The sequence below is a fragment of the Kitasatospora sp. MAP5-34 genome (assembly GCF_029894335.1).
Lineage (GTDB): Bacteria > Actinomycetota > Actinomycetes > Streptomycetales > Streptomycetaceae > Kitasatospora.
The window spans coordinates 86,564-97,661 of sequence record NZ_JARXZC010000030.1; the positions used below are offsets into that span (position 1 = coordinate 86,564).

The window sequence follows — 11,098 nt, forward strand, 5'->3', positions numbered from 1 at the left end:
GTCAGAAAGAAGGGACTCAGGCGACCGGCAGCGTACGAGGCTTGAACGTCGGCCGGGTGGCCTCGAATGCCGCGATGTCGGGCTCGTTCCGCAGGGTGATGCTGATGTCGTCCAGACCATTCAGCAGCCGCCAGCGGACGTTGTCGTCCAGCTCGAATGCGGCCACGATCCCGTCGGCCCGGACCTCGCGGGCCTCGAGGTCCACGGTGATCTCGGCGGTCGGGTCGGCCTCGGTCAGCGCCCAGAGCCGCTCGACGGTCTCCTGCGGCAGGAGCACCGTCAACAGACCGTTCTTCAGCGAGTTACCACGGAAGATGTCGGCGAAACGGGAGGAGATGACCGCCGCGAAGCCGTAGTTCTGCAGCGCCCAGACGGCGTGCTCGCGGGAGGAACCGGTACCGAATTCGGGGCCGGCCAACAGGACGGTGGCGCCCGCGCGCTCGGGCTGGTTGAGGATGAACGACTCGTCCTTGCGCCAGGCCTCGAACAACCCGTCCTCGAAACCGGATCGGGTGACCTTCTTGAGCCAGTGGGCCGGGATGATCTGGTCGGTGTCGACATTGCTGCGGCGCAGCGGAACGGCCCGGCCGGTGTGCGTGGTGAACTTCTCCATGACCGCTCAGACCTCCGCGTTGATGTCGGCCGACAGGTCGGACGGTGCGGCCAGGTGGCCGAGAACTGCGGTCGCGGCGGCGACCTGCGGCGAGACCAGGTGGGTCCGGCCGCCCTTGCCCTGCCGGCCTTCGAAGTTGCGGTTCGAGGTGGAGGCGCAGCGCTCGCCCGGGGCCAGCTGGTCCGGGTTCATGCCCAGGCACATCGAGCAACCCGCGTGCCGCCATTCGGCGCCGGCGGCGGTGAACACCTTGTCGAGGCCCTCCTCGATCGCCTGCAGGGCGACCCGGACCGAGCCGGGGACGACCAGCATCCGCACCCCGTCCGCGACCTGGCGGCCCTCGACCACGGCGGCGGCGGCCCGCAGGTCCTCGATCCGGCCGTTGGTGCAGGAGCCGACGAAGACGGCGTCGACCTTGACCTCGCGCAGCGGCGTACCGGCCTGCAGGCCCATGTACTTGAGCGCGTTCTCGGCGGCGGTGCGCTCCGACGGGTCGGCGAAGGAGGCCGGATCCGGTACGGAGGCGCCCAGCGGGGCACCCTGGCCCGGGTTGGTGCCCCAGGTGACGAACGGGGTCAGCTCGGTGGCGTCGATGAAGATCTCGTGGTCGAAGACCGCGTCGTCGTCGGTGACCAGGGTCTCCCAGTACGCGACGGCGGCGTCCCAGTCCTCGCCCTTCGGGGCGTGCGGACGGCCCTGGAGGTAGTCGAAGGTGGTCCGGTCCGGGGCGATCATGCCGGCCCGGGCGCCTGCCTCGATCGACATGTTGCAGACGGTCATCCGGGCCTCCATCGAGAGGCTGCGGATGGCCGAACCGCGATACTCCAGCACATAGCCCTGGCCGCCGCCGGTACCGATCCTGGTGATGATCGCCAGGATCAGGTCCTTCGCGGTGACACCCTCGGGCAGTTCGCCCTCGACCGTGATCGCCATCGTCCGGAACGGGGCCAGCGGCAGCGTCTGGGTGGCCAGCACGTGCTCGACCTGGCTGGTGCCGATGCCGAACGCCAGCGCGCCGAAGGCGCCGTGGGTGGAGGTGTGAGAGTCGCCACAGACCACGGTGGTACCGGGCTGGGTCAGCCCCAGCTGCGGGCCGACCACGTGCACGACGCCCTGCTCGACATCGCCCAACGAGTGGATGCGCACGCCGAACTCGGCGGCGTTGCGGCGCAGGGTCTCCAGCTGGACCCGGGAGACCGGGTCGGCGATCGGCTTGTCGATGTCGACGGTCGGGGTGTTGTGGTCCTCGGTCGCGATGGTGAGATCGGTCCTGCGGACCTTGCGCCCGGCCAGCCGGAGCCCGTCGAAGGCCTGGGGGCTGGTGACTTCGTGCAGCAGGTGCAGATCGATGTAGAGCAGGTCGGGCTCGCCCTCGGCGTGCCGGACGACATGGTCGTCCCAGACCTTCTCTGCGAGTGTCCGTCCCATCGCTTTCCCTCCAGCCGGCCGCTCTGCCGGCCTTCTCGTGTGGTCTAGGTCGCTTCCGTCACGGTCTTGGTAGGGCCCGCTCAGGTGGACCTGCACGCCGGATCCCCTCTTTCGGTCAAGAGGTATCAGGATGTGGACACTGGTGAGGTGACCGATCCTGGGTGTCTCCCGGGCTGCTGCATCCAGAGTGGCGCTTTTCCTCCGAGATTGAACTTGCGTCTCGCGGAATGAGACTGCAGTATCGGGGTATGGACAACTCAAGCGGCGTCGGCGTTCTCGACAAGGCCGCTCTGGTGCTGAGCGCACTGGAGTCGGGCCCCGCCACGTTGGCGGGGCTGGTCGCCGCCACCGGATTGGCGCGGCCCACCGCCCACCGACTCGCCGTCGCACTCGAACACCACCGCCTGGTCACCAGGGACATGCAGGGCCGTTTCATCCTCGGCCCCCGACTCTCCGAGCTCTCCGCCGCAGCGGGCGAGGACCGGCTGCTCGCCACCGCGGGCCCGGTCCTCACCCACCTGCGCGATGTCACCGGCGAGAGCGCACAGCTCTACCGCCGGCAGGGCGAGATGCGCATCTGCGTCGCCGCCGCCGAGCGCCTCTCCGGCCTGCGGGACACCGTCCCGGTCGGCAGCACCCTGCCGATGAAGGCCGGCTCCGCAGCACAGGTCCTGCTGGCCTGGGAGGAGCCCGAGCGGCTCCACCGGGGCCTCCAGGGCGCCCGCTTCACCGCGACGGCCCTGAGCGGCGTACGACGCCGTGGCTGGGCCCAGTCGATCGGCGAGCGGGAGCCGGGCGTGGCGTCCGTCTCGGCGCCCGTACGCGGCCCTTCCAACCGCGTGGTGGCCGCCGTCTCGGTCTCCGGCCCGATCGAGCGCCTGACCCGCCACCCGGGCCGGATGCACGCGCAGGCCATCATCGAAGCCGCGAATCGCCTCACGGAGGCTCTTCGTCGCGGGTAACCGAAAACGGGCGCGGGGAACTTGCGCGAGACGGGAGGCGGCGGGCTGCTGCCTTCCGTCTCGCGCACGCTGTTAATCAAGCAGAGCCCCGCGCCCCTGTTCTGCTCGCCCTTACCGGAAATACAAAAAAGCCCCGCATATGCGGGGCTTCTCGCTTACCAACTGGCTGGGGTACCAGGACTCGAACCTAGACTAAATGAACCAGAATCACTCGTGCTGCCAATTACACCATACCCCAACAAAGCATCGGGCCGATGGGGCTGAACCCATCGGCCTTACTGCCTTGGTACCCCCGACCGGATTCGAACCGGCGCTACTGCCGTGAGAGGGCAGCGTGCTAGGCCGCTACACAACGGGGGCAAACTTGGTGATCCCGACTTCGTCGCCTCCGGGGTTTTGAATCATCCGGATGGTGACAGTGGTAAGGATCTGGTACCCCCGACCGGATTCGAACCGGCGCTACTGCCGTGAGAGGGCAGCGTGCTAGGCCGCTACACAACGGGGGCTTGACCTTCTTCAGTTGTTGCGTACCCCCGACCGGATTCGAACCGGCGCTACTGCCGTGAGAGGGCAGCGTGCTAGGCCGCTACACAACGGGGGCTTGTACTGCTGTACCAGGCTACTGCTTGATACTGCACTGCTTACACAGCTTGCACTGCTTGTACTGCGCTGGGGTACCAGGACTCGAACCTAGACTAAATGAACCAGAATCACTCGTGCTGCCAATTACACCATACCCCACCAGAGTTCAACCCCTGCGGGTCTTGCTCGGTGCTGCTCCGACTGGTTGGTGCTGACGAGGTTTCTGGTCCCTCGCCGTTCCCTTCCGGGCGGCGCAGAAAGAACATTACCCGACGCCGGGCCCCGCTCCAAAATCGATAACCGCAGGCAGGCCCCCGGACGGCTGCGTGGCTGGTCACGCAGCCGTCCGGGGCGGGCCTCAGGAGGCCGGTACGAGCTCCAGAGCGGCCGTCAGGCGACGCAGCGTCTCGGCTCGGCCCAGCAGCTCCATCGACTCGAAGAGCGGCGGGGAGACCCGGCGGCCGGTCACGGCGACCCGCAGCGGGGTGAAGGCGAACTTGGGCTTGATGCCCAGGCCGTCCACCAGGGCCTCGCGCAGCGCTGCCTGGATCGGCTCCGGGGTGAAGTCCCCGAGCGCCTCCAGGGCCTTGATGCTGGCCTCCAGCACCGGGCGGGCGTCGGCGGTCAACACCTTGGCCGCGTCGTCCGGGTCGACGGTGAAGTCGGCCGGGGCGACGAAGAGGAAGCCGGCCATGGTGACGATCTCGCTCAGGACGACCATCCGCTCCTGGGTGAGCGGCGCCACCTTGGCGAGCAGGTCGAGCTGCTCGGCGGTCGGCTCGGCCGGCAGCAGGCCGGGGGCCTGCAGGTACGGCACCAGGCGGCGGGCGAACTCGTCCGGAGCCAGCAGCCGCAGGTGGTCCGCGTTGATCGACTCGCACTTCTTGAGGTCGAAGCGGGCCGGGTTGGCGTTCACCTTCGCGATGTCGAAGGCGGCCACCAGCTCGTCCATCGAGAACCGGTCCTGGTCCTCGGAGAGCGACCAGCCGAGCAGCGCGAGGTAGTTGAGCAGGCCCTCGGGCAGGAAGCCGCGCTCGCGGTACAGGTTGAGGTTGGCCTGCGGGTCGCGCTTGGAGAGCTTCTTGTTGCCCTCGCCCATCACGTACGGCAGGTGGCCGAAGCGCGGGGTGGTGCCGGTGCCGACGCCGACCTGGGCGAGCGCCGAGTAGAGCGCGATCTGACGCGGGGTCGAGGAGAGCAGGTCCTCGCCGCGCAGCACGTGGGTGATGCCCATCAGGGCGTCGTCCACCGGGTTGACCAGGGTGTAGAGCGGGGCGCCGTTGGCCCGGACGATGCCGTAGTCCGGCACGTTCTCCGGCTCGAAGCTGAGCTTCCCACGGACCAGGTCGTCGAAGACGATGGTCTGGTCGGGCATCCGGAACCGCAGGATGGGCTCGCGGTGCTCCTGCTTGTAGACCGCGACCTGGTCGGCTGTCAGCTCGCGGCAGTGGCCGTCGTAGCCGGAGGGCTTGCCGGCCGCACGGGCGGCCTCGCGGCGGGCGTCCAGCTCCTCGGTGTTGCAGTAGCAGTGGTACGCGAACCCGCCCTCGTGCAGCTTCCGGGCGACATCCGCGTAGATGTCCATCCGCTGCGACTGCCGGTACGGCTCGTACGGGCCGCCGACCTCGGGGCCCTCGTCCCAGTTGAAGCCGAGCCAGCGCATGGCGTCGAGCAGCTGGTTGTACGAGTCCTCCGAGTCGCGGGCCGCGTCGGTGTCCTCGATCCGGAAGACCAGCTTGCCGCCGTGGTGGCGGGCGAAGGCCCAGTTGAAGAGGGCGGTCCGGACCAGGCCGACGTGCGGGTTGCCGGTCGGGGAGGGACAGAAGCGGACCCGGACGGTGGGGTCCAGGTCCGCAGGAGTGTTAGCCACGCTTGATCACCTTATTGGTGAGAGTGCCGATGCCTTCGATGGAGACGGCGACCTCGTCGCCGACGTTCATGGGGCCGACACCCGCAGGGGTGCCGGTGAGGATGACGTCGCCCGGGAGCAGCGTCATCGCTTCGGAGATGTGGACGATCAGCTCGGCGATCGAACGGACCATCAGAGAAGTCCGGCCGGCCTGCTTGAGCTCGCCGTTCAGGGTGGTGGTGATCGCCAGATCGCTCGGGTCCAGCTCGGTCTCGATCCACGGGCCGAGCGGGCAGGCGGTGTCGAAGCCCTTGGCGCGGGCCCACTGACCCTCGCGCTGCTGCACGTCGCGGGCGGTCACGTCATTGGCACAGGTGTAGCCGAAGACGATCTCGGGGACGCGCTCCAGCGGGACCTCACGGCCCATCCGGCCGATCACCACGGCCAGTTCGCCCTCGAACTGCACGTCCGAGGAGAACGGGGGGTACGCGATGGCCTCGGTGGGGCCGATCACGGCGGTGGAGGGTTTGAAGAACGTGAGCGGGACGTCCGGGACCTCGTGGCCCAGCTCGGCGGCGTGGGCCGCGTAGTTCCGGCCAACCGCGACGATCTTGTTGGGCAGAATCGGGGAGAGCAGCCGGATGTCCTGCATCCGGTAACTCTCGCCGGTCAGCTGCATCGAGACGATCGGGTGCCCGGCCAGCGCGTGGACGACCAGGGAGTCGGGCTGGGAGGGATCACCCTCGACCACACCGAAGGAGACGCTGCCTGCGGCAGGGCTTCCTTCCCGGACGGAGAACCTGGCAATTCGCACGGTTGGGAGCCTCTCGGTCAGTCGGGCTCCGGCCTCGCCGGGCCCTGCTCGAACGCCACCCAGGCTATCGCGTGGGCCACTGCGTGCCGGTTCGAGCGGGGCCGGTGAGGGGCGTACTTAGTCAGTCCCGCTCAGTCGGTCCCGCTCGGACCGACCGGCGATTCCCCCGAGTACCCGGTCAGTCCCGGGGAAGGCGCGGGGCCGGGGCGACCATCAGGACGGTGCGGCGCGGGTTGGCCGTGTTGGTCGGCAGGTCGATCGAGTACTCCAGCGGCTCACGTGCGGCACCGACGCCCGGGAGCTCGTTGAAGTCCGCGACCGAGGCCAGGGTGGTGCGGCGCGGGTTCGCCGTGGGGCGGGGGACGAGCGTCGACTTCGTGGCCTGGTTCGCCGGCTGGGACATTGCGTCACACCTTGGGTTCAGAGCCGACTCGGGGGAGCCGACGGGAGTGTTCGGGGGTGTTTCCGGGCAGGCTGACGGTGGCCCTGCTCGTTATCAGCCAGGTTAAGGATCTCTTTCCACAGTCGCCGTGACCAAGGCTATACATTCAGCTGTGATTTTGCTCACAAATTAGCCTGGATTTCGTACATGTCGGACATTTCACAGTGTCAGATAATTCCGACAAAGGCCCTATCTCGGACATTCGGGAAGGTCTGTGACTCTTCCAGACCCATGGTCCACTTGGCATGTATCCGGCGAGTGTCCGAAAAGGGCCGTATTTGAGCGGGGCTACCGCACAGTCAGTAAGGTGGCGCACGCGCTGGGTAGCCCAGGACACCGACGGGTAACGGCCCTTGTTGGACTTCCCACGCTGTGCTGGAATGCCACGGAAAAACTCGACACCGTCCCATCCGCGTCAGCGGGTAGGGGCGCCCGGTCCAGAGGTTGCGACGCCAGTGCAGGGACGTTTCAAGAGGGGCAGCGGCGCCGTGGGTGACCCGGAGTCGCGTGAGCCCGTGGCAGGCCCCCACCAGGCAACGCCGATCACGAGCCCCGGCGAGCAGACATTCGGCGCCGGCGCCGAATCCGAACAGGACACCGTGGAAGGAGCTGAGCAGCCCGGTAAGCGAAGCGGCCGCTCACGCCTGCGCGGGACACTGAACCGCCGCCGGGCCACCGGTCTGAGCCGTTTCGCGATGCGCAACTGGCGGATTCGTACCCGCCTGATCGCACTGCTGCTGCTCCCCGTGGTCGTCGCGCTGGTCCTCGGTGGACTGCGCATCCAGGCCTCGATCCAGAACTCCCAGCAGCTGTCCCAGATGACCGGGCTCTCCGACCTCGCGAAGAAGGCCACCGCGCTCGCGGACGCCCTCCAGACCGAGCGCGACATCAGCGCGGGCCCGCTCACCTCGCAGAGCTCCGAGCTCGACGACGTCAGCGCCGCGCGCAAGACCACCGACGACCTGAGCAAGGCTTTCGCGGCCAGCGCCGACAACTTCGACCAACTCGACCTCTCCGGTGACAAGGCGCTGCTGCTGCAGGTCCGCAAGGACCTCAACCAGCTGTCCGACGCGCGCAGCAACGCGTACACCAAGGACGACAACATCCAGGCCACGATCACGAACTACGACGTGATCATCAAGGACCTGCTCGGCATCAGCCAGGACCTCGCGATCGGGTCCAACAGCACCGAGCTGGTCAAGGTCACCCGCGCACTGCAGCAGTTCTCGCTGGCCAAGGAGAGCTCCTCCGAGCAGCGCGCGCTGATCAGCGCCGCGCTGGCCCGCCCGGGGCAGCCCGACCTCAGCACCTCCGACGAGACCTTCGGCATCCGGCTGCAGGTGTCCGAGGACAACGCGCTCCTCAACTTCACCGCGATCTACGGCGACGCCCAGGCCAAGGCGCTGCGCGCCCCGCTGAGCTACAACCAGGTGATCTCGGACGCGGACCGCTACTCCAAGACCGTCCTCAACCTGAACGGCATCCGGCAGGCCCAGCCCCGCAGCTACAAGAGCTGGTACGACGACGCCTCCGCCAAGATCAACGGCGAGCGGAAGATCGAGTCCACCCTCCTGGAGGCACTGGACGGCAAGGCCGGCCAGCTGCAGTCGGACGCCGACACCCAGACCCTGCTCAACGGCGCGCTGATCGCCCTGGTGCTGATCGTCGCCATCGCCGGTGCGGCAATCGTGGCCCGTGGCATGGTGCGCTCGCTGACCCGGCTGCAGACCGCCGCCGAGGACGTCGCCGAGCGGCGGCTGCCCGAGCTGGTCAAGACGCTCTCCGAGAGCGACCCGCACGACGTCGACGTCACCGTCGAACCCGTCGGTATCGACTCGTCCGACGAGATCGGCCACGTGGCGCACGCCTTCGACATGGTGCACAAGCAGGCGGTCTCGCTGGCCGCCGAGCAGGCACTGCTGCGAGGCAACATCAACGCGATGTTCACCAACCTCTCGCGCCGCAGCCAGGGCCTCATCCAGCGCCAGCTGTCGCTGATCTCCGAACTGGAGAGCCGCGAGGCCGACCCGGACCAGCTGGCCAGCCTCTTCAAGCTGGACCACCTCGCGACCCGTATGCGCCGTAACGGCGAAAACCTCCTCGTCCTCGCGGGCGAGGACCCGGGCCGCCGCTGGACCCGTCCCGTCCCGCTGGTCGACGTGCTCCGCGCCGCCGCCTCCGAGGTGGAGCAGTACGAGCGCGTCGAACTCGCCGCCGTACCGTCCGCCGAGGTCGCGGGCCGCGTCGTCAACGACCTCGTCCACCTGCTCGCCGAGCTGCTCGAGAACGCCACCTCGTTCTCCAGCCCGCAGACCCGCGTCCGGGTCACCGGCCACGCGCTGCCGGACGGCCGGGTACTGATCGAGATCCACGACACCGGCATCGGCCTCTCCCCCGACGACCTCGCGGACATCAACGAGCGGCTCGCCAACCCGCCGGTCGTGGACGTCTCCGTCTCCCGCCGAATGGGTCTGTTCGTGGTCGGCCGCCTGTCCCTGCGACACGGCATCCGGATCCAGCTCCGCCCCAGCGACTCGGGTGGCACCACCGCACTCGTCATGCTCCCGCTCGACGTCACCACCGCCGCCGACCGGCGTACCGCCGGCCGCCCGGCAGGCCCGGCGCAGGCCAGGCAGCAGCGCGGTGCCGGTCCGACCCCGCGTCAGCAGGGCCGGGCGGGCATGGCCGAGACGGCGCTGCCGATGCGTCCGCAGCCGGGCGCCGCCGCAGGCGCGCTCCCGCAGGGCCCGGCGGGTGCGCCCACCGGCCGCCCGCAGCTCGGCCAGGGACCGCAGGGCGGCCCCGGTGGTCAGCCTCAGCAGGGTGGCCGTCCCGGCGCTCCGGCTCAGGCTCCGAACGGCAGCCCCACCGGTGGTCTGCCGACCCGCGAGGTCGGCCAGGCACTGCGTGAGACCCCGCCGAACGGCCGCCCGCCGCGCCGTACGCCCGGTGCCTCGGGTGCGCCCGGCGTGCAGCAGGGCCCCGGTGGCGGTCTGCCGCGCCGTGGCCGCGCACCGGAGCAGGGCCAGCAGCCGCAGCAGAACCAGCAGGGCCCGGCCGGTGGCCGTCGCCCCGCGCAGGAACGTCCCCGTCCGGGCGTCGACCAGCCCACCGCCGGTCAGCCCACCGCCGGTCGCCCCGGCCCCCGCCAGGCCCCGCAGGGCCCCGGTCAGGGTCAGGCACCGGGTCAGGGTCAGGGTCAGCCGCAGGGCCGCCCGGTCCGGCCGCAGCCGCAGGACGGGCCCGCCCAGCGCCCGCCGTACGCCCAGGAGCGCCCGTCGGCGCCGCAGGACCAGCAGGCCCAGCTCGCCCCGCAGCCGCAGGGCCGGCAGCCGCAGGCCCCGCAGCAATCGATGGCCCCGCTCCCGGCCGCGCCGGTCGAGAGCACCGTGCAGTTCGCCCGCCCGCGCTTCGAGGCGAGCGAGATCGACCCCCGCGACCCGCTGGGTCTCGGACTGGTCGAGCCGGTGCTGCCGAGCGTCGCCAGCCCGGCGCCGCAGCAGCCCCAGGTTCAGCAGCCACAGGCCCCGATCCGGCAGCTGCCGCCGCAGGCGCCGCAGCAGCCCCAGGGCCAGCAGCAGCCGATGGCGCTGCCGACCGGTCCCGGCCAGCGGCCCGAACCCGGGCAGGCCGGGCAGTTCGGCCAGTTCGAGTCCGCCGAGGCGCAGGCCCGGTCGTACCAGCCCCGCCGTCCCGGTACCAGCGCTCCCGGCTTCGCCGAGCAGCCGCAGGGCCGCCCGGCTCCGCAGCAGGGCCAGCAGGGTCAGCAGGGTCAGCGACAGATGCCGCAGCAGGGTCAGCAGCAGGCCGGCCGGCCGCCCCAGCAGGACCAGCCGCAGGAGCGGCCGCGTCCTGACGGTGCGTCCGACGCGCCGTGGCGTCCGTCCGCCAACGACGAGCGCTGGCGCCGGGCCGAGCAGGTCCGCGAGCCCTCGACCGGCGGCATCACGATGTCGGGTCTTCCCCGGCGTACGCCGCAGGCCAACCTGGTCTCCGGCACCGCCGAGGCGGCGCCGCTGACCGGTCCGCAGGTCTCCCGGGCACCCGAGGAGGTCCGTGGCCGGCTCACCAACCTGCGTCGCGGCATCCAGCAGGGACGCCAGGCGGGCGCGGACGCGGCCCAGTCGGCGCAGTCCGACCAGCAGCAGACCCAGCAGTTCCAGCGGCCCCAGCCGGGGCAGCAGTTCCAGCAGGGGCAGCAGGGGCAGCCCGGCCAGGGTGCTCAGCCCGACCAGCACGGCCGCGCCCAGCAGCGCTTCGACGGCTTCGGTAGCCCTCGGAACAACGGGGGCAACGGCTCGTCCGGCCCAGATCACCAGGAGCGTTGAGTTGAGTCAGATGAGCCAGGCCGCACAGAACCTGAACTGGCTGATCACCAATTTCGTGGACAACACCCCTGGGGTGTCGC

7 protein-coding genes, 5 tRNA genes and 1 pseudogene are annotated in these 11,098 nt (G+C 69.9%); 3 read left to right on the plus strand and 10 right to left on the minus strand.

Annotation, left to right across the window (positions count from 1 at the left end):
• Positions 1-16: 16 nt before the first annotated feature.
• On the minus strand, positions 17-613 hold the full coding sequence (gene leuD, locus P3T29_RS22985) for a 3-isopropylmalate dehydratase small subunit (RefSeq protein WP_280718477.1): 597 nt from the start codon (positions 611-613) through the stop codon (positions 17-19).
• A 6-nt stretch (positions 614-619) separates the two neighbouring features.
• Entirely contained in the window at positions 620-2,041 is a 1,422-nt protein-coding gene (gene leuC, locus P3T29_RS22990) for a 3-isopropylmalate dehydratase large subunit (RefSeq protein WP_280718478.1), read from the minus strand.
• A gap of 248 nt (positions 2,042-2,289) precedes the next feature.
• Between leuC and ndgR the strand changes: the two genes are divergently transcribed.
• A complete protein-coding gene (ndgR, locus tag P3T29_RS22995; protein WP_104818425.1) occupies positions 2,290-3,003 on the plus strand; it encodes an IclR family transcriptional regulator NdgR in 714 nt (237 codons plus the stop codon).
• A 163-nt stretch (positions 3,004-3,166) separates the two neighbouring features.
• On the opposite strand, the gene P3T29_RS23000 is transcribed toward ndgR, so the two are convergent.
• The 8 genes from P3T29_RS23000 to P3T29_RS23035 all read right to left on the minus strand — a co-directional run bounded on the left by P3T29_RS23000 (position 3,167) and on the right by P3T29_RS23035 (position 6,651).
• Positions 3,167-3,241: transfer RNA gene (locus P3T29_RS23000), tRNA-Gln, on the minus strand.
• A 46-nt stretch (positions 3,242-3,287) separates the two neighbouring features.
• Positions 3,288-3,363, minus strand: a tRNA-Glu gene (locus tag P3T29_RS23005).
• 70 nt (positions 3,364-3,433) lie between these two features.
• Positions 3,434-3,509: transfer RNA gene (locus tag P3T29_RS23010), tRNA-Glu, on the minus strand.
• 22 nt (positions 3,510-3,531) lie between these two features.
• Positions 3,532-3,604, minus strand: a tRNA-Glu gene (locus P3T29_RS23015).
• Between the two features lie 68 nt (positions 3,605-3,672).
• A tRNA-Gln gene (locus P3T29_RS23020) sits at positions 3,673-3,744 on the minus strand.
• 199 nt (positions 3,745-3,943) lie between these two features.
• The gene (gltX, locus tag P3T29_RS23025; RefSeq protein WP_280718479.1) at positions 3,944-5,455 is read right to left on the minus strand and encodes a glutamate--tRNA ligase; all 1,512 of its coding nucleotides are present in this window, start codon (positions 5,453-5,455) and stop codon (positions 3,944-3,946) included.
• Positions 5,448-6,248, minus strand: coding sequence for a fumarylacetoacetate hydrolase family protein (locus P3T29_RS23030; protein ID WP_280718480.1), 801 nt, complete (start codon positions 6,246-6,248; stop codon positions 5,448-5,450). Before P3T29_RS23030 ends, gltX begins: the two co-directional genes overlap by 8 nt.
• Positions 6,249-6,426: 178 nt before the next feature.
• Positions 6,427-6,651 carry a hypothetical protein gene (locus P3T29_RS23035; RefSeq protein ID WP_280718481.1) on the minus strand — a complete coding sequence of 75 codons (225 nt, stop codon included), beginning with the start codon at positions 6,649-6,651 and terminating at the stop codon, positions 6,427-6,429.
• Between the two features lie 554 nt (positions 6,652-7,205).
• Here P3T29_RS23035 and P3T29_RS23040 point away from each other — a divergent pair.
• Complete coding sequence (locus P3T29_RS23040) at positions 7,206-11,018, plus strand: nitrate- and nitrite sensing domain-containing protein (RefSeq protein WP_280718482.1); 3,813 nt, start codon at positions 7,206-7,208, stop codon at positions 11,016-11,018.
• A 10-nt stretch (positions 11,019-11,028) separates the two neighbouring features.
• Positions 11,029-11,098 (plus strand): annotated as a pseudogene (locus P3T29_RS23045) (roadblock/LC7 domain-containing protein); the annotation flags it as partial.

What these genes read in the sequence shown, in the direction of transcription:
- leuD (WP_280718477.1), bottom strand. Translation starts at nt 613, where the DNA reads ATGGAGAAGTTCACCACGCACACCGGCCGGGCCGTTCCGCTGCGCCGC.
- leuC (WP_280718478.1), bottom strand. Translation starts at nt 2,041, where the DNA reads ATGGGACGGACACTCGCAGAGAAGGTCTGGGACGACCATGTCGTCCGG.
- ndgR (WP_104818425.1), top strand. Translation starts at nt 2,290, where the DNA reads ATGGACAACTCAAGCGGCGTCGGCGTTCTCGACAAGGCCGCTCTGGTG.
- P3T29_RS23035 (WP_280718481.1), bottom strand. Translation starts at nt 6,651, where the DNA reads ATGTCCCAGCCGGCGAACCAGGCCACGAAGTCGACGCTCGTCCCCCGC.